This is a genomic window from Halorubrum sp. Ib24 (genome assembly GCF_002252745.1).
Taxonomy (GTDB): Archaea; Halobacteriota; Halobacteria; order Halobacteriales; family Haloferacaceae; genus Halorubrum.
The window spans coordinates 1-16,861 of the sequence record NZ_NHOX01000003.1 but is presented as its reverse complement, the minus strand read 5'-3'; the positions used below and the strand labels follow the sequence as shown (position 1 = coordinate 16,861).

Annotated in this window: 14 protein-coding genes; 11 read left to right on the top strand and 3 right to left on the bottom strand. The window is 70.0% G+C overall.

The features are described 5' to 3' along the window. Window positions 1-91: 91 nt before the first annotated feature. Complete coding sequence (locus DJ82_RS00495) at window positions 92-850, top strand: HAD family hydrolase (protein ID WP_094580802.1); 759 nt, start codon at window positions 92-94, stop codon at window positions 848-850. A 50-nt stretch (window positions 851-900) separates the two neighbouring features. Continuing rightward, entirely contained in the window at window positions 901-2,049 is a 1,149-nt protein-coding gene (locus tag DJ82_RS00490; RefSeq protein WP_094580801.1) for a mechanosensitive ion channel family protein, read from the top strand. Window positions 2,050-2,118: 69 nt separating this feature from the next. On the opposite strand, the gene DJ82_RS00485 is transcribed toward DJ82_RS00490, so the two are convergent. After that, complete coding sequence (locus DJ82_RS00485) at window positions 2,119-3,579, bottom strand: hypothetical protein (protein WP_094580800.1); 1,461 nt, start codon at window positions 3,577-3,579, stop codon at window positions 2,119-2,121. Between the two features lie 1,272 nt (window positions 3,580-4,851). On the opposite strand from DJ82_RS00485, the gene DJ82_RS00475 reads away from it, so the two are divergent. The 4 genes from DJ82_RS00475 to DJ82_RS00460 all read left to right on the top strand — a co-directional run bounded on the left by DJ82_RS00475 (window position 4,852) and on the right by DJ82_RS00460 (window position 9,518). Continuing rightward, complete coding sequence (locus DJ82_RS00475) at window positions 4,852-6,195, top strand: extracellular solute-binding protein (protein WP_094580798.1); 1,344 nt, start codon at window positions 4,852-4,854, stop codon at window positions 6,193-6,195. Between the two features lie 184 nt (window positions 6,196-6,379). Next, window positions 6,380-7,357, top strand: a complete 978-nt coding sequence (locus DJ82_RS00470; protein WP_094525218.1) for a carbohydrate ABC transporter permease — start codon at window positions 6,380-6,382, stop codon at window positions 7,355-7,357. 1 nt (window position 7,358) lies between these two features. Next, on the top strand, window positions 7,359-8,333 hold the full coding sequence (locus tag DJ82_RS00465) for a carbohydrate ABC transporter permease (RefSeq protein WP_094527028.1): 975 nt from the start codon (window positions 7,359-7,361) through the stop codon (window positions 8,331-8,333). A 6-nt stretch (window positions 8,334-8,339) separates the two neighbouring features. Beyond that, complete coding sequence (locus tag DJ82_RS00460) at window positions 8,340-9,518, top strand: ABC transporter ATP-binding protein (protein ID WP_094525216.1); 1,179 nt, start codon at window positions 8,340-8,342, stop codon at window positions 9,516-9,518. 311 nt (window positions 9,519-9,829) lie between these two features. Here the strand turns inward: DJ82_RS00460 and DJ82_RS00455 are convergent, their stop codons facing one another. Beyond that, window positions 9,830-10,903, bottom strand: coding sequence for a TrmB family transcriptional regulator (locus DJ82_RS00455; protein WP_094580820.1), 1,074 nt, complete (start codon window positions 10,901-10,903; stop codon window positions 9,830-9,832). A gap of 224 nt (window positions 10,904-11,127) precedes the next feature. On the opposite strand from DJ82_RS00455, the gene DJ82_RS00450 reads away from it, so the two are divergent. Continuing rightward, window positions 11,128-12,462 (top strand): glycoside hydrolase family 68 protein, encoded by a 1,335-nt coding sequence (locus tag DJ82_RS00450; protein ID WP_094580797.1) that lies wholly within the window; start codon window positions 11,128-11,130, stop codon window positions 12,460-12,462. A 59-nt stretch (window positions 12,463-12,521) separates the two neighbouring features. Here the strand turns inward: DJ82_RS00450 and DJ82_RS00445 are convergent, their stop codons facing one another. Further along, entirely contained in the window at window positions 12,522-14,834 is a 2,313-nt protein-coding gene (locus DJ82_RS00445) for a glycoside hydrolase family 32 protein (RefSeq protein WP_094580796.1), read from the bottom strand. Window positions 14,835-15,049: 215 nt separating this feature from the next. Here DJ82_RS00445 and DJ82_RS00440 point away from each other — a divergent pair, with 215 nt between their 5' ends. From DJ82_RS00440 to DJ82_RS00425, 4 genes are all read left to right on the top strand, one after another. Then, complete coding sequence (locus tag DJ82_RS00440) at window positions 15,050-15,415, top strand: iron-sulfur cluster assembly accessory protein (protein ID WP_094525214.1); 366 nt, start codon at window positions 15,050-15,052, stop codon at window positions 15,413-15,415. A gap of 69 nt (window positions 15,416-15,484) precedes the next feature. Continuing rightward, window positions 15,485-15,730: a DUF5816 domain-containing protein gene (locus DJ82_RS00435; protein ID WP_094525213.1), complete on the top strand. Its 246-nt coding sequence runs from the start codon at window positions 15,485-15,487 to the stop codon at window positions 15,728-15,730. A 126-nt stretch (window positions 15,731-15,856) separates the two neighbouring features. Further along, window positions 15,857-16,195, top strand: coding sequence for a hypothetical protein (locus DJ82_RS00430; protein ID WP_094525212.1), 339 nt, complete (start codon window positions 15,857-15,859; stop codon window positions 16,193-16,195). 56 nt (window positions 16,196-16,251) lie between these two features. Further along, a complete protein-coding gene (locus DJ82_RS00425) occupies window positions 16,252-16,452 on the top strand; it encodes a dodecin (RefSeq protein WP_094527032.1) in 201 nt (66 codons plus the stop codon). Window positions 16,453-16,861 lie beyond the last annotated feature (409 nt).

Here is a 16,861-nt window from a genome sequence, read left to right as displayed (position 1 = left end):
CCAGCCTCGGCCCTCCGAGACGGACCGATAACCGAGTGCGAACGGCTCGCGCCGCGAACGACCCGCGGACCGACGACGACACACGGAACACATGACAACGCATCACGACACCGACGGACGGAACGACGAGGTCGTCCTCTTCGACATGGACGGCGTGATCCTCGACGGTTGGGGGACCGACGAGGTGGTTCACAGCCGCGCCCTCGGCGACGTCCGCGAGGAACGGGACATGCGGGTGACCGGCGACCGCCGCCGCCCGCTCGAAACGCGCGACTACGACGACGAATTTCGCGTCGCCTGCGAGGAGCTCGGCGTCGATCCGGCGACGCTGTTCCGGGCCCGCGAGGAGCGCAGCGCGAAGCGCTCCGTCGCGCGGCTCGCGGCCGGCACGAGGCGGCTCTGTGCCGACGTCGACGCGATCGATGAACTCGCGCGGCACGTCCCAATCGGGCTCGTGAGCAACAACTACCACCCGACCGTCGAGTTCGTCGTCGACCACTTCCGGCTCGACGGGTTCTCGTTCGTCCGCGGCCGCGACCTCGGCCCGGAGGGGTTCCGCCGGCGGAAGCCGGAGCCGTACTACCTGAACGAGGCCCTCGACGCGCTCGGTGCCGAGGGAGGGCTCTACGTCGGGGACCGCGCCACCGACGTGATCGCTGCCGAGCGAGCCGGGCTCGACGGCGTGTTCCTCAGGCGCGAGCACAACGCCGCGCTCGACCTCGACGTCGAACCGGCCTCGGAGATCGAAAGCCTCCGGGAACTCGTCGACCTCGTCGAGGCGACTCGGCCGGCCGCAGAGACGGAACGCCCGAGTTCGGGCGTCGAGAGCGTCCGGAAGCGGTTCGAGTAGGAGACCGACCCCGCAGAAACGGTTATCTCGCGCACTCGCCTCCGGACGGTATGATCCCGTCGCCGCTGACGTTGTTCGAGGGGCTCACGGCGGTCGAGGCGACGGTCGCGGTCCTCGTGGTCTCGATCGTCGCCGCCGTGGGAATGGAGTTCGCCGTCCTGCGGGTCGCCCGCCGGTACGTCGCGGCCACCGACTCCGGGTACGACGACATCGTCATCTCCTCGCTGCGCGCGCCGCTCGTCGTCACCGCCGCGCTCGCCGGGGTGTACCTCCTCACGCAGGTGCCGTCGGTCCGGACCTCGGTGCTCGTGAGCCCCCGGCTGCTCGATAGCGTCTTCGGTCGGCCGTCGCTGTCGGTGATCGTCCTCGTGTGGGCGCACGCGGCGAACACCGTCGTGAACCGGCTCGTCGCCGCCGTCAACGAGGAGGGCGGTCGGTTCGACTTCGCGCCCGTGTTCTCGAACGTCTGGACGCTCGCGGTGCTCGTCGGGAGCGCCGGCACGCTGCTGTGGCTGTGGGGCATCGAGATCACGCCCCTGCTCGGCGCCGCGGGAGTCGCCGGCATCGCGGTCGGCTTCGCCGCGAAGGACACGGTCGCGAACTTCTTCGGCGGGATCGCGCTCTACTTCGACGACACCTACAAGATCGGCGACTACATCGTCCTCGACGACGGCACCGCCGGGACCGTGATCAAAGTCGGCGTGCGCTCGACGACGCTGCTCACCCGCGACGAGGTGCTGGTGACGGTGCCGAACGCGGCGCTCAACGCCGCGAAGGTGACGAACGAGTCCGCGCCGCAGCGCCGGCGCCGCGTTCGGGTCCCGATCGGCGTCGCCTACGGGACCGACGTCGACGCGTTCGAGGCGCTCGCGCTCGAGGTCGTGCAGGCGGAGCCGCTGGTCCTCGACTCGCCGAAGCCGCGGGCCCGGCTGCGCTCGTTCGGCGACTCGGCGCTGCAGTACGAGATCCTCTGTTGGGTCAACGGGCCGACGCGGCGCCGACGCGCACAGCACGAACTCAACCGCGCGCTGTACAAGGCGCTGGCCGCGGCCGACATCGAGATCCCGTACCCGAAACGCGACGTGACGGTCACGCGGACCGGCGACCCGATCCCCGAGAGCGCGGGCGCCGAGCGGTCGGGTCCCCCGTCCGCCGCGGCGGCGGAACCCGCCGAGCGCCGAGCGGGCGACGGCGACTGAAGCCGGCGACGATTGAGGGCGACGGCGACTACGTGCAGCGAGGGACCCCGACGGCGGGGCGGGCGACCGTCAGGTCGACGCCCCGGCGTCGCCGTCCGGGGAGGCCTCGGGATACCACGCCGGCGGGACCGCGGCGGTGTCGCCGAGACGGTCGTACCGGAACGCGACCCGGACGCGCTCGCCGGTGGGCTCGTGGACGTACGTCGCCGACAGCTCGAGGACGAGGCCGTCGGCGCTGACGAACGCGACCGCCCGGAAGTCGCTGACTTCCTCGCCGAGCGCGCGGGGCTCGCCGCGCACCTCGACCCGGTACAGCGGGATCTCCGTGGCCGCCGGGCGGACCGTCGACTCGCTCCCGTTCAGGAACCGCCGGATCGGCTCCGCGGCGACCTCGCCGGCGAGCGCCGTCGCGTTCGGCGCCGCCGCGGGCGGGACGCGACGGGTCTCTACGCCCCCGGACCCCGCGGCCCGCTCGTAGACGGCGTCGCCGTCGGCGAACACCTCGACGACCCCGTCGCGGCTCGCGTTCGGGACCGGCGCGTTCGGGACCGACGCGTTCGCCGAGGCGGCGATCCGGTACCGGCGCTCGGAGGCGACCGCCAGTTCGACGCCGCCGTCGCCGGCGATCCCCACGCGGCCCCCGGTCGACGCGTCGAGGTCCGTCGCGTTCGCGGGCCCGGACGCGACGAGGAGGACGGACGCCGACGAGAGGGTCGACGCGGCGGCGACGTGGGCGTCGGCGAGCGCGTCCGCGTCGTAGACGCCGGTGAGGAAGACGCCGGGCGGCGTCCGCGCCGTCGACCCCACCGTGCCCGTGAGCGCGTCCTCGTAGAGCCCGAGGGACGCCGCGTCGTCGAGCGTCGCCGCGCCGCGCTCCGCGGACTCGGCCGTCCCGATCGCGCTCGCGGCGGCCGCGTACTCCCCGCCTGCCGGCGGCGACGGGGGAGTCGGCTCCCCCACGCCGGGACCGAGCCCGGTGACCCCGCCGAACGCCGAGGGCCCGCCCGCGGCGAGGACCGCGGCGGCCGCCACCAGGGCGGCGACGGCGACGACGGCGAGCGCGGTCCGCCTCTCGTCCGAGACCGACCGCCGGAGTCGCGACGCGCGGCGTCGGACGCCGCCGGGACCCGCGGCGGCGGCCGCGCCGGCGGCCGCGAGGTCGACGCCGAAGCGCCGGCGGAACAGCCGGTCCGCCGCGTCGCGGTCGATCCCGTAGCACAGCCGCTCGCGGAGGTCGGCCGGCGAGACGTACGCCGCCCCGACCGCGTCGGCTCGGCGCCGGGGGGACGCGGCGAGGAGGCGCCGCGCTCCGTCCCCGACGACCGCGTCGGCGTCGTCCGGAACGGGCGTCCCGACCGCGATCCGTCGAACGCGGCCGTCGCGACGGGCGACGACGACGCTCGACTCGGCCGCCTCGCGGGTCGTCTCCCAGCCCCGTGTCGCCCACAGCGCGGCGACGAACTCGCGGCGCGCCGCCGGCGAGAGGGCTCGCCATCGGCGGGCGAACGCCGCCTCCGACGGGATGCTCATGGGAGGGATGACGGATGCTACCTATACAAACGTACCGCGGACCGGGACCGGTCGAGAGCGGGTCTCCCGCGCCGACCGAGACCGCTACTCCCGCGGGAAGGTGAAGAGTCGGACCCCGCAGTCCGGGCAGGCGAGCGTTTCGGCGGGCTCCTCGTCGGGGCCGGTGTAGCCGGCCGGCAACAGGAGGTCGACCCGCGTTTTAGTCGACCCTCGCGTCGGGACAGGCGTCGAGAATCCGTTCGTCCGCGCCGCCGCGAGCCGGAACGACTCGTCCGAGGGAGGAAGGGCTCGGCGTCTCGGTAGCCAGCGATCTCGGCGGATGGCCACCGGCGGCGGGAAGCACGTCTCGCGTCGACCGTGTTCGCGCCGCCGGCGGGAGAGCGCGACCACTCGTCGCCGTCGGGCGTACGCGTGCCGCGTTTTTGACGATCGGGACTCGCGTCGCGGGGATATTCTTCCGGCGACGTCGGCTTTTGATCGCTCCGTCTCGCGGATTGCGGGAGCCGCGCCTCTCGGCGTTCAGCGGTCGCGGTACTCGTCGGTCGGGCGCGGACGGCCGTCGCCGTCGACTTCGAGGACGCCCTCGGCAGGAGCCGTCGAGTTGAGCGCCTCGCCCGTCGACGTCGGTCCGGGTTCGAGCGAGCCGCTCCCGGGCCGCGCGGCGCGCGGGCCGCCGGTCAGGTGCGGGCTCCGCGCCGTGGAACAGCGCCTCGCTGCGGGATCGGGGCGACGAGCAGCGGGCGCGAGGCGGTCCCGGGACGAACGACCCGCGGAGCCAGACGAGCGCGAGACCGGCGGCGAGAGACGGCGGCGCCGGGAGGCTCGCGATCGACACCTGCCTCGGCGGCGACGCGGACGACGGCGACGTTGACCGGCCGTACACGGCCAACCAGCGGTTTTTTCGCCCGGTGGTGCTCGACCGCCGGAGGCCGATCGGCGTCGAGGGACTCATTCCCACGGAGTCCGCCCACCGCCTTCAAGTCTGCGGTCACCCGCGCCGTCGCGGTGGCGGTCGGGCGAGCGGCGATTCGAACACCCCGGATCGCGCCGCTCGGGTCGAGATTCTGGTCGATTTCGAACGATTTTTACCGGCGAACGCGGTTCCGTCCCGTTTCCCTGACGGCTGATAGTTGTTAACATCTCCTGTTGTAAATACCCTACTTGATATTTAATGATATATTCCTTATGACCAATGATGTCAGAGGTTAGCATCCGAAACGGTCGTCTCGCGACGGCAGTTATCTGCAGCCACGTGGGGGCGGGTGGGCGGCCGTGCTCGCGGCTGTTCGGCGTGGGGCGGGCGACGGGTCGAACTCGGGATCCTCGGGCGACGAGATCGGTGGGACCGTCACGGTCTTTTCGGGGTCGGCGTTCGTCGACGCCGGGATGGAGGAGGCCTTACACGAGGCGGGCGTGCCCGACTCGATCACGATCGAGATGGTCGTGCCGCCGCAGGACTCCGGCAGCAAGCAACAGCAGCTCCGGACCGCGATCAACGCTGAGGAGTCGGACCCGGACCTCGTTCTGACGGACAACGGATGGACGATCCCGTTCATCGTCCGCGACGACCTGGTCAATCTCGAGGAGGAGATGGACGACGAGTTCATCTCTCGAGTCAAAGAGGAAGGTGTCCAGTCGATGATCGACACGGGGACGCACCCCGAGACCGGCGATCTGTACTCGATCCCGACCTTCCCGGACTACCCGGTCATCACCTACCGGAAGGACCTGCTGCGGAACGCCGGATACGGCGACTCGGACTTCGACACGTGGCGGACCGACCCGCCGACGTGGGAGGAGTTCTCACAGATCGTCTCCGAGGCGCAGACCTCTGACGTGGACTACGGTCACGTCTGGCAGGGGAACAACTACATCGGGCTGGCCTGCTGTACGTTCAACGAGTTCCTCACGAGCATGGGCGGCGCCTTCTTCGGCGGTGAGGACAACCTCTTCGGACCGATCGGTGACCGCCCCGTCACCCTCGACTCGGAGGAGTCGATCGACGGGATCGAAGCCGCAGTGGACCTCATCCACGGGGAGGGCCTCTCGCCGATGGACATCGCCGGGGTCTCCCCCCCGGAAGTGGCCGGCTGGATCGAACCCGACACGAAGAGCACCTTCGAGGCCGGGAGCGCGGTCACGCAGCGCAACTGGACCTACTCCATCGGCGGGGCCGTGAGCGCCTTCGAGGGGTCGGACATGGAGCTCGGCGTGATGCCGCTGCCGAAGGGCCCGAACGGGTCCTGGCACGCGCAGGGCGGATGGATCATGTCCATGAACCCGTACACCGACAACATGGCGTCCGCGAAGGAAGTGATCAAGGCGTGGTGGGAGGACTCGGTCCTCCAGCAGCAGTTCGACGCGGCGAACTACATGCCGCCGAAGCCGGAGCTGTTCAGCTACGTCGAAGAGAGCGACACGTACGGGCCGTACTTCGAGGCGCTCCAGTACTCGGCGGAGAACCTGATCCCGCGGCCGACGACCTCGGTGTGGCCGAACCAGCGGACGGTCGTCGCCAACGAGGTCAACTCGGCGCTCCGACAGGAGAAGACGCCCGAGGAAGCCGCGAGCGCGATGCAGGAACAGATCGCCGCAATCGAAGAGCAGTCGGGGTGACGACGTCCGATTGACCGGCTCCCCTCCCCGGCGGCGTCGCGGGGGGAAGGAGTCGAAATGCATGTAAAACAGCCAACAATGATAAATATTCGCACGGAAAACAGGCGGGCGATGCTCGTACCACAACGGCGGGCAGTCACGGGGGGTGTTGATCGCCGTGGCAACTGAACAGGGCAGGACGCAGATGTCGGGCGGGTCAGACGGCGTCCTGACGGGACTCGCGACGTGGACGGAGAACCTGAGCGAGCAGGCGTACGCGTATCTGCTGCTGGTACCGGCGTTCCTCGTGCTGTTGCTGTTCGCGTTCTGGCCGCTCGCGTCGGCGATCAGGATGTCGTTCTTCGCCGACGTGCTCACCGGCGGTCAGCTGGGCGAGTTCTCCGGGATAACGAACTACGTCCAACTGCTCACGAACACCAACGCGCTGGCGCCGGCGGCGTTCGTGGACCCCTCGTTCCAGACGCCGGTTTTGGAACAGGCGCTGTTCATGACGATACTGTTCGCCGTGTTGAGCGTCACCGGCGAGACGCTGCTCGGGTTCCTCTACGCCATGCTGATGAAAGCCGAGTACAAGGGCCGACGGCTCGTTCGGCTCCTCATCATCCTGCCGTGGGCGATCCCGATCGTCATTCAGGGAATGATCTTCTTCCTGCTGTTCCGGCCCGGGTACGGGCTGTTGACCGAGCCCCTCCAGCAGCTCGGAATCTTCTCGAATCTGCCTCTCAACACCACCTTCGACAGCTTCGTCATCGTGACGGTGGCGGACATCTGGAAGACCTCGGCGTTCATGGCCCTCCTGATCTTGGCGGGGTTAGAGAGCGTCAACCAGGACCTCTACGAGGTGGCCGACGTGATGGGCGCGTCGCGCTGGCAGCGGTTCCGATACATCACGTTCCCGCTGGTCTTCCCCGTGTTGATGGTCGCGATGCTGTTCCGGACGATGGGCGCGCTCCGGGTGTACGGCATCATCGAGTCGACCACGGTCGGCTGTTCGACCGTCCCGTCGATGACCTGTCTCGTGACGCAGTTTATGTTCGGGTCCGCGACGCTGTACGGCTCCGCGGCCGCCGTGAGCGTCCTGATCGCCATCGTCGTGGGACTGTTCATCATGGTGTACCTCGGATTCATCCGACGGAGCAACCAGAGCCTGGGGTTAGCGTAATATGAGCATCGACGCACGCAACCACGACGACGCGGAAACGTTCGACGGCTCCGGCGACGGAACCGGCGACGAAGAGAACAAATCCCGCATCGCGCGGTGGGCCGACGACTGGATCCAGAACCCGGAGAAGGCGTACGCCGTGATGTTGGTGTTCCTCGGTGGAGTGCTGTTGACGACCTCGCTGTTCCCGCTGTACTGGCTGTTCAACGTCTCGATGGCGCCGCCCGGACAGACCGACATCCCGCTCCTTCCGACGACGATCGATCTGTCGGTGTTCATCCAAGTGTTCCAGCAGGTCCCGTTCGCGCGGTTCATGTTCAACAGCCTGTTTTACGCGTTCACGGTGACGGTGTTCGTGCTCCTCGTCGGAAGCCTCGCCGGGTACGCGTTCGGGCGCTTGGAGTTCCGCGGGAAGACGCCGCTCCTGTTCTCGCTGCTGGTGCTCAGCTTCTTCCCGCCGGCGACGCTGTTCATCCCGCTGTTCCGGGCGTTCAACCAGCAGGTACCGATGCTCGGGCTCTTCACGCTCCCGGTCGAGATATACGGGACGCCCGGCGCGGTCGTCACGCCGCTCAGCGCGTTCACGATGCCGCTGGCGATCTTCATACTGACGACGTTCTACGGCCAGATCCCGGACGGGCTCGAAGACGCCGCCAGAGTCGAGGGGACGACCCGGCTCGGCGCGCTGTTCCGCGTGATCATGCCGCTCTCCGCCCCCGGCGTCGCGACCGCGGGCATTCTCACCTTCATTACGGTGTACACCGAGTTCTTCTTCTCGTTCCTGATGACCGGCAACAGCGCGGCGGAGTGGGCGCCGGTGGTCGACGGCGTCATCGCGTTCCAGACGCAGTACACCGTCCGATACGACCTTCAGGCGGCGGCGAGTCTGATCGCGATCGTTCCGGTCGCGATCCTCGTCGTCGTCGCACAGGACAAGATCATCAGCGGGCTCACCCAAGGAGCACTCAAGGAGTGACCACACATGTCACGAGTACAACTTACTGACGTCACGAAACGGTACGACGACGTAACGGCGGTTGATAACATGAACCTCGACCTGAAAGACGGCGAGTTCATCTGCTTGGTCGGTCCGTCGGGGTGCGGGAAGTCCACGACGCTCGAGACGATCGCCGGCCTCACCAAGCCGACGTCGGGTGAGATCCTGATCGGCGACCGCGAGGTGACGAACCTCCCGCCGAAGGACCGCGGGATCGCGATGGTGTTCCAGAACATCGCGCTGTTCCCGCACATGGACGTGTACGACAACATCTCCTTCGGCCTGCGGCTTCGAGACTTCCCGCAGGACGAGATGGACGAGCGCGTCGACGAGGCGGCGCGAGTCGTCCGAATGCAGGGGATGCTCGACCGGATGCCGAGCGAGATGTCCGGCGGTCAGCGTCAGCGCGTCGCGATCGCGCGAGCGATCGTCCGCGACCCGGACGTGTTCCTGATGGACGAGCCCCTGGCGAACTTAGACGCCAAGCTGCGCGTCAACATGCGGACCGAGCTTCAGCGGCTCCACAAGCAGCTGGACACGACAATCATCTACGTCACGCACAACCAGGCCGAGGCGATGACCATGTCGGACCGGATCGCCGTCCTCGACAAGGGACAGCTCCAGCAGATCGCGCCGCCGCTGACCTGTTACAACGAGCCGGCCAACCGGTTCGTCGCGGGATTCATCGGATCGCCCTCGATGAACTTCGCCGACGCCACCGTCGGCGACGGCACTCTCGACGCGAACGGCTACTCCATCTCCTTCGACACCACGGCGATCGACGGGGTCGGGACCGGCGACGCGGTGGAGTTCGGCATCCGTCCGGAGGACATCTACCTCAAGAGCAACAGCGCCGAGGCCGAGGACCCGAGCAGGACGTTCTCGGTCACGACCGACGTGCTCGAACCGATGGGCGACGAGATCTTCGTCTACCTGAAGCCGATCCTCGGCGCGTCGGGCGAAGCGGCCGACTTCGAGGAGCGACAGGGGCTGTTGATGAGCGTCGACCCGTCGAGCGACATCAGCGAGGAAGAGGACGTCGAGATCGTCATCGACCGCGCGCGCCTCCACCTGTTCGACGACGCCTCCGGCGACGCGATCTCGCACGGGATCGTGGCCGATTCGGAGATCGGGACGGCCGACGACGGCGTGCAGGCCGACTGAGCGGCCGCTCGCATTTTCCCTGTGGTCCCCTTCTGCGATGTGCGGTCAGTGACCGCCGCCTCGCGATCGATTCCCGGCCGGTTCGCTCTCGAACAGTCGGAACGTCCCTCAGAGCCGATAGACGACCGCCTCGTACGGTCGGAACTCGCTCCCGGACGGATCCGAAGGCGAGCCCCGGTAGTTGCTCGCCATCACCGCGGCGGCGGCGGTTTCGACCGCCGTCGACTCGGACGTCGGGCGATCCGCGGACCAGTTGAGAACGACGAGTACCCGCTCGTCGCCGAGCGTCTGCGTGTACGCGTACAGTTACGTCAGTCGATGTCTACGACCGTGATCTGGTGCGCCTCGACCGCCTCGATCATCGCGCCCCATCCCCCCACTTCGACGGGGCCGTCGTCCGTCTCGACCACGATCGCGACCTGTCCGCCGTAGCTCGCGATGACCTCGGCGTCGGTCGCGTCCTCAGGGCCGGTGACGATGACCTCGGCGATCGGACCCTCGACGACCCTGTCCGCGCCCGTCTCGGTGTCGGCCCCCTCGACTCGAACTCTGACGGTCGCGCCGTCCCGGAGGAGCGGCGCGACGTCGCGGACGCAGTAGCGGATGTCGACGTACTCGATCGGGGGTTCGTCGCCGATCGACGAGTAGATCGGTTCCCACGTGTCCCACTGCGTCGTGAGGAAGTACCAGTGGAACACGTACGTGTGGGTCCGGTCGTCGACGAGGACGCCGTACTCGTTCGTCGACCCCGCGTGCGGCGCGAAACACGTCTTCGTCCGGTCGACGATCACCGCGAACGGCGAGGGGAGCCGCCGGTGGCGCGCCTCCGAGCAGACGTCGCTCAGCTCCGCCGGGTCGGGGAGGGCCTCCTCGCTCCCGTCGGGGGTGTGGATGGAGAGGTTCACGCGGACGCCGCGCTCGGTCGCCTCGCGGAGCGCGTCGCGCAGCCGCTCGAAGTCGTCGACGCCGAGCGAGACGTTCACCTGCGACTCCGCGCCGCGGATGAACTCGTCGGCGTTCTTGATCACCGTCTCGAACCGCGTGACGATGCTCACCGTCGACCGCTCGACGCTCGGCTCGTTCCAGCGGCGCTCGATCTCCTCGGTCGCGGCCGTGAGTCGGTTCGCCCGCGACTGCAGGTCGTCGGTGATCTCGTCCAGGTCGTTCGCGCGGGCGTACATCGACTCCTGCTCGTACGTCTCGATGTACCCCGCGCTCTCGAGGTCCCGCAGCACGTCGTAGATGCGCGGGTCGGGGACGCCGCTGGCGTCGGCCACGCGGGTCACCGGCGCCGCGCCGAGTTCGAGGACCGTCACGTACGCGTCCGCCTGGTACGGCGAGAGCCCCGCGTCCTCAAGCGTGTCGGTCAGCTCCGAGCGTTTCACGGCGGCCACCCGTCGCCGCGGACGCGGTCGCCCTCGCCGGTTGGGCCGGTCGATCGTGTGGTCATGGTTCGAACTACCACGGCCGTGATAAAACGTTTTATTACCGGAGATTGGGGGCGCGCTCGTCGCTCTCCTCCGTCGTTCGTCGGGCCCCGCCGGGCGAGCGCCGGCGCCGGGTCGGAGCGACTGAAAAGGCTTTATTCGGTTCGTCGCGGACGGATCGTATGGACGATTCGCGCCCCCGAGGTGACTCGCCGTCCCGATCGCGCTGGACCCGCGATCAGGCCGCGGGGATCGAGCGCCGCCGCGGGAACGTCGCGCCGGCGGCCGGCGATCCGACCGTCGACCCCTTCCCCGACCTCCACGTCTGGGACACGTGGCTGCTCCGCGACCGCCGCGGCGAGATCGCCGACGTCGACGGCTGGCGGCTGGCGTTCTCGCTGACCGCCACGGCCGACCTGCTCCCGGGCACCCGTCACGACGTCGCCGCGATCCGCTGTTTCTACTCGGCCGACGGCGAGCGCTGGCGCGACGCCGGCCCGGTGTTCGACGGCGGCGCGCTCGGCCAGCGTCAGTGGGCCGGATCCGCGCTGTACGACGACGGCGACGTCTACCTCTACTACACGGCCGCCGGCCGCGACGACGCCGACGAGCTGACCTACACCCAGCGGATCGCGGTCGCGCACGGCGGCGCGGTCGCCGCGACGGACGACGGCGTCGAACTCGCGGGGCCGTGGACCCACGAGACGCTGCTGGAGCCGGACGGCGAGTGGTACGAGACGGAGGCGCAGTCGCGCGGGATGACGTACACGTTCCGCGACCCATGGTTCTTCGAGGACCCCGCGACCGGCGAGACGCACCTCCTCTTCGAGGCGAACGTCCCGGCGCCGGAGCGCGAGGGCGACGACGCCGAGACGACGGAGCGGCGGGCGTTCAACGGCTGCGTCGGAGTGGCGGTCTCCCCGTCCGGCGACCCGCTCTCGTGGGAGCTCCGGCCGCCGCTCGTCGACGCCGTCGAGGTGAACCAGGAGCTCGAACGCCCGCACGTCGTCGTCGCCGACGGTCGCTACTACCTGTTCGTCTGTAGCCACGTCCACACGTTCGCGCCGGGCGTGACGGGGCCCGACGGGCTGTACGGCTTCGTCGCCGACGCGTTCGAGGGACCGTACCGCCCGCTCAACGGGACCGGACTCGTCGCGACGAACCCGCCGGAGGCGCCGTACCAGGCGTACTCGTGGATGGCGTTCCCCCACGCGGAGGAGGTGTTGGTCCAGAGCTTCCTCAACTACCACGACTTCGGGGGCGACTCGCTCGACGCGATCGCCGAGCTGCCCGAGGCCGAACAGCGGGACCGGTTCGGCGGGACGCTCGCTCCGACGCTCCGACTGGCGGTCGACGGGGACCGCACCCGGCTGCTCGGGACGCTCGACGCCTGGCGGGTGCCGACCCCCGACGAACCGCTCCCGGTGGCGGACGGCTCGGAGCTCCCCGACGACCTCGACGGCGGCGTCCCCGAGGCGAAGGCGGGAGTCGGGGCCGAGTACCTCGGCGAGTACTGAGGGTACGGTCGGGGAGTACCGAAGCGGCGACGGCCGGGCGACGACCGAAGCGGCGACGACTACTGTTCGCGGGCGGCGGGGTCGCCCGCGGCGTCTCCGCTCGACGCCCCGTCTTCCGGCGGTTCCATCGCGCCGTCGAGGCGCCACGCCGTCAGCCGCGGGATCGACGCGCGCCCGCCCTCGGCGACCGCGGAGACGTCGACCGCGTCCTCGCGGGTCGGGTAGACGCGGCTGGTCAGGCAGTGCCGCTCGTTGGCGTATATCTCGACGACCGATCGGTCGACGAACACCCGCAGCGACAGCGGCTCGTCGTACGGCGGGACCGACATCGACTGCGGATCGGTGAAGGCCTCGGAGTCGCCGCTCGACGGCGCCCGATCGACCGTCAGCGTGCCGTCGCGCTCGTAGCGGATCGGCGTGTGCTCCGCGCGGTCGGGCGCCTCGAACACCGACAGCTCGACCGCCTCGGCGTCTTCCAAGGCGATCTCCGCGTCGATCTCGATCGTCGCCCCGGCGGCGTCGAGCCGCCGTCGGTCGCCGTCGGCGAGGCGCACGTCGCGGTGGTCGGCGATCCGGTCCGCGCGGAGGTCGGTCACCTCCGCGGCCGGGCGCTGTCGGAGGTCGCCGTCGTCGCCGAGTTCGATCACCCGCGGGAGCGACAGCGCGCCGGACCAGCCGGCGTCCCACTGGCCGGCCGCGTCGCGGGCCTCGGGGAGCCACCCCCACGTGAGCGTCCGGTCGCCGTCCTCCAGCGACTGCGGCGCGTAGAAGTCGCCGTGGTCGAGCAGGCCTTCGGCGTCGACGTCAAGCTCGCCGTCTTCGAGGGTCCCGAGGAAGTAGACGACGTTCTCGTAGTCGGAGACGTGGAGGAGCCGCCGGTCGCCCAGGTCGAGCAGCTCCGGGCACTCCCAGACGGCGCCGGCGTCGGGACCGCCCGCGAGCAGGGGGCCCTCGTAGGTCCACTCGCGGAGGTCGTCGGCGGTGTACAGCAGCGCGGCGCCCCCGCCGTCGGAGAGCCCCGTACCGACGAGGTGGTACCACGTGTCGCCCTCGCGCCAGACGTTGTGGTCGCGGAACTCCGCGCGCCAGTCGTCGGTCTCCAAGACGTCGAGGTCGGCCGGCGGCGCCTCGATGACGGGGTTGCCGTCGTACTTCTCCCACGATCGGAGCCCGGAGTCCTCGGCGGTCGCGAGACAGGGGAGCTGGTCGCGGCCCCGACCGCCGGTGTAGAGGACCGTCGCCGTGCCGTCGTCGTCGACGGCGCAGCCCGACCAGCAGCCGTCGCGGTCGGGGCCGTCGGGCGAGGGGGCGAGCGCGACCGGCTCGTCGCGCCACGTGACCAGGTCGTCGCTGACGGCGTGGCCCCAGTGGATGGTGTTGTGGTACGGGCCGCCGGGGTTGTACTGGTAGAAGACGTGGTACCGCCCGTCCCATCGGACGAGCCCGTTCGGGTCGTTCAGCCAGTTCGCGGGCGCCGTGAGGTGGTAGGCGGGGCGGCCGCCCGGGCCGTCCTCGCCCGTCTCGTCCACGCGCTCGCGGAGCCGACGCATGTCGGCGGCGGTCTCGGGTCGACTCGGAACCGGACCGGACGACGCGAGGCTCCGGAGACACCCCGCGAGCAGCCGGTCCCGAGTCGCGCCGAGGTCCCGGTCGGTCTCGGGGTGGCCGTCCGTCGGCGGCTCGGCGAACAGCACGGGCGCGCCGATCCCGAGGACGGCGCCGTCGCCGGCCGGCCACGAGACGACCGTCACCTCCTCCGGGACCTCGGTGCCGCCGCGGACCGTCGAGGCGAGCGGCTCGCCGTCGGCGGGGAGCACGCGCTCGTATCGCACCCCGGGCACCGTCCCGCGCCGCCGGACCGCGTGGCGGAGCCCGTCGAGCGCGTCGAGCGCGGGGTGGTCGGCGCGCAGCGAGCGCCAGAGCACGCCCGTCGGCTCCCCGAGCGCGTCGTCGCCGACGCGGTCCGGGGGGACCGACTCGACCGAGAGCGCGTCGACCGCCGCGAACGCGTAGAGGCTGAGACAGAGGCCCCCGCCGTCGGCGAGGAACGCCTCGATCGCGGGTGCCGCGTCGGCGAGGGGAGTCGCGCCGCCGAGCGGGCGGTCGCGGTGCCACCAGAGGACGTCGAACCGACCGGCGCCGTCGCCGACGCCGGCCCCCGGATACGACTCGCCGAGCGACTGCGAACCGTCCGCGTCCCCGGGGGTCGGCGTCGTCGGCGGGGCGACCGCGCCGCGCTCGTCGAGGGCGTCGAACGGGACGACGTCGGCGGCCGCGCCGTCGCGGGCCCCGATCCACTCTGCGGCGGCGCGCTGCTCGGCCGTGGGATCCCCGTCGACTAACAGCCCGACGCGGAGCGACGAATCCGTCATACCCGTGTTCACTCGCCACCGAATCAAAACCGTGTCGTCCCCGCGGCGGAGCCGGCGCCACGGAGCGGTCGCGTCGGAGCGGTCACCAAGTGGCGACCGCGTAACCGTCGACGGGTCGATCGGGGGGGATCGCTCGGGGGAACGTAACCGTCAGCGGCAACGACCGGCGGGGATCCGCCGGCAGGGTTTTTACCGTGGGAGCGGAAGGCGTTCGCATGAGTACCGAAACGGTCGAAGCGGGGAGCGACCCGGCCATCGAGGTGACGCCCGACGCCGCGGAGGAGGCGCTCTCGCTGCTGGAGGGAGAGGGGCTCGACACGGAGAAGGCCGGACTCCGGCTGTTCGTCCAACAGGGCGGTTGCGCGGGCCTCTCGTACGGGATGCGGTTCGACACGGAGCCTGAAGAGGACGACCTCGTGGTCGAACACCACGGGCTCCGCGTGTTCGTCGATCCCGCGAGCCGGAACTACATCGGCGGGAGCAGGCTCGACTACGAACACGGCCTCCAGGCCGCCGGCTTCGAGGTCGAGAACCCGAACGTCGTCTCCGAGTGCGGCTGCGGCGAGTCGTTCCGGACGTAGCGCGGCGTCCGGGCGGCCCGCCCGCCGTCGACTCTCGCTTTTAAGCGGTTCCGTCGAATACGGGCTGGTATGAGTCTCGACGCTTCGACGACGGCCGACGGCGAGCGCGTGTACACCGACCGGACGATGATCGAGCGCGGCGCCGAGGGCCCCTTTTACGTCGTGTTCGCCGACGCGGACGGGTCGGCCCGGTGGGGGTTCCGCTGCGGGAACTGCGACTCGTTCGACACCGCGATGGACACGATGGGCCGGATCCAGTGCACGGAGTGCGGCAACATCCGGAAGCCCGACGAGTGGGACGCCGCCCACGAGTGACCGGTCACAGACGGCCGACGGTGATCTGACGAAAAACGGTCGTGAGCGGCCGCGTTGGTGGACGAATAACCGCGTCCGCGGAATCGTGAGAAACTTTATCACGGATGGAGGCGAACGATGAGGTAGATGGCCACTGCGAGCATCCCACCGACGACGGAGGCCAGAGATGTCTTTCGCGAACTCGGATACACCGTCTCCGAGGGCGGACAGGAGTTCATCGCGGAGCGGAAATGGCGACGCGTGCTCGTGACGGTGTTGTGTATGGACGACGACGATCTGGACCCGTATCTGACGGACGGCGGCGAGACGCCGCGGCTCCGCTGTTTCGTCACGTGGCGCAACCGGGCCGGCGACCTGCGCGACCGCCTCGTCTCCAAGAAGCCCCCGTACGACTGGGCGGTCATCGGTATCGAGGCCGACGGCGAGGACTTCGCCGTGATGGAAGGCGCGCCCGGCAGTCCCTGACGGCGCCCCGGGACTCCACCCCTTTTATGTGAACGTGCGTGCAAGTAGCACGCGACATGGTGTTTAAAAAGATCACGCTGATCGGGACGAGCGAGGAGAGCTTCGACGACGCCGCGGACGAGGCGATCGACCGCGCCGAAGACACGCTCGAGAACGTCTACTGGGCGGAGGTACAGGAGTTCGGTGTGGAGATCAAGAACGCGCCGACCCGGGAGTACCAGGCCGAGGTCGAGGTCGCGTTCGAACTCGAGGACTGAGGGATCGACGCGAATCGGTCGCCGAGGAGTCGTGACACTTCTTTTGCCGTCTCGGGAGGGGGCTCGACGGTGGCATTCGTCCCTCCGCGTCCCGTCGCCGCCGCGGAGAACGTCTTCGGCGTCCCGGTCGTTCGGTTATAACTGACCGAGTGCAAAGCGACGGTGAAGAGCCCCGAAGCCCCGGCGGCTCGGCGATACGCGATCGGCGACTCGACGCTGAACGCCTCCAAAGCCCCAGCCGCGACGGCTCGGAGGCCTCGTTGCGCTCCTCGGTCGGTCGCTACCGCTCCCTCGCTGCGGTGCTTACTTCGGCCGCCCTCGCCCTCGCGGCTGCCCTTTTGAGTCCCACCCGACCGCACGGCACCGCAGCCTCACACCTCCCCAGCCTCGGCGGACGGCCCGGCGCGGC

Excerpts from the sequence above, each read along its gene's own strand:
- DJ82_RS00495 (WP_094580802.1), top strand. The coding sequence starts at position 92 with ATGACAACGCATCACGACACCGACGGACGGAACGACGAGGTCGTCCTC.
- DJ82_RS00490 (WP_094580801.1), top strand. The coding sequence starts at position 901 with ATGATCCCGTCGCCGCTGACGTTGTTCGAGGGGCTCACGGCGGTCGAG.
- DJ82_RS00485 (WP_094580800.1), bottom strand. The coding sequence starts at position 3,579 with ATGAGCATCCCGTCGGAGGCGGCGTTCGCCCGCCGATGGCGAGCCCTC.
- DJ82_RS00470 (WP_094525218.1), top strand. The coding sequence starts at position 6,380 with ATGTCGGGCGGGTCAGACGGCGTCCTGACGGGACTCGCGACGTGGACG.
- DJ82_RS00465 (WP_094527028.1), top strand. The coding sequence starts at position 7,359 with ATGAGCATCGACGCACGCAACCACGACGACGCGGAAACGTTCGACGGC.
- DJ82_RS00460 (WP_094525216.1), top strand. The coding sequence starts at position 8,340 with ATGTCACGAGTACAACTTACTGACGTCACGAAACGGTACGACGACGTA.
- DJ82_RS00450 (WP_094580797.1), top strand. The coding sequence starts at position 11,128 with ATGGACGATTCGCGCCCCCGAGGTGACTCGCCGTCCCGATCGCGCTGG.
- DJ82_RS00445 (WP_094580796.1), bottom strand. The coding sequence starts at position 14,834 with ATGACGGATTCGTCGCTCCGCGTCGGGCTGTTAGTCGACGGGGATCCC.
- DJ82_RS00440 (WP_094525214.1), top strand. The coding sequence starts at position 15,050 with ATGAGTACCGAAACGGTCGAAGCGGGGAGCGACCCGGCCATCGAGGTG.
- DJ82_RS00435 (WP_094525213.1), top strand. The coding sequence starts at position 15,485 with ATGAGTCTCGACGCTTCGACGACGGCCGACGGCGAGCGCGTGTACACC.
- DJ82_RS00430 (WP_094525212.1), top strand. The coding sequence starts at position 15,857 with ATGGCCACTGCGAGCATCCCACCGACGACGGAGGCCAGAGATGTCTTT.
- DJ82_RS00425 (WP_094527032.1), top strand. The coding sequence starts at position 16,252 with ATGGTGTTTAAAAAGATCACGCTGATCGGGACGAGCGAGGAGAGCTTC.